We start from the raw sequence: 320 nt of genomic DNA, 5'->3' as shown, positions 1-320 counted from the left end.
GCGACGCCTGGCTCATCGTGTCCATGCTCGTCACCGTCGGCGCGGCCGCCGTCCTCATCGGCCTCATCCTCCCTGCGCAGCGCCGCATCCTCGCGGACATCGAGGCGTCCGACTCGCCTCCCCTGCAGGCGCCGGGGGTGACGGCCGGCCTCAGCAGGCGCCTCGCGATGCACACCGGGATGTTCAACCTGCTGTGGGCCGTCGTCGTGGTGCTCATGATCACCCGACCGGGATCGACGACCGGGGCCGGAAGCTGAGCCCGAGCACAAAGAAATCGGCCCCGGTGCGGAAGCACCGGGGCCGATTCATCAGGGTGGACG

1 pseudogene is annotated in these 320 nt (G+C 70.3%); it reads left to right on the top strand.

Annotated features, from left to right (window positions below):
- Positions 1–257 (top strand): annotated as a pseudogene (locus AMS65_RS19850) (hypothetical protein); the annotation flags it as partial.
- Between the last annotated feature and the right edge of the window lie 63 nt (positions 258–320).

Source organism: Leucobacter celer subsp. astrifaciens (assembly GCF_001273835.1).
Classification (GTDB): Bacteria; Actinomycetota; Actinomycetes; order Actinomycetales; family Microbacteriaceae; genus Leucobacter; species Leucobacter celer.
This window is presented reverse-complemented; position numbering and strand designations above follow the sequence as displayed.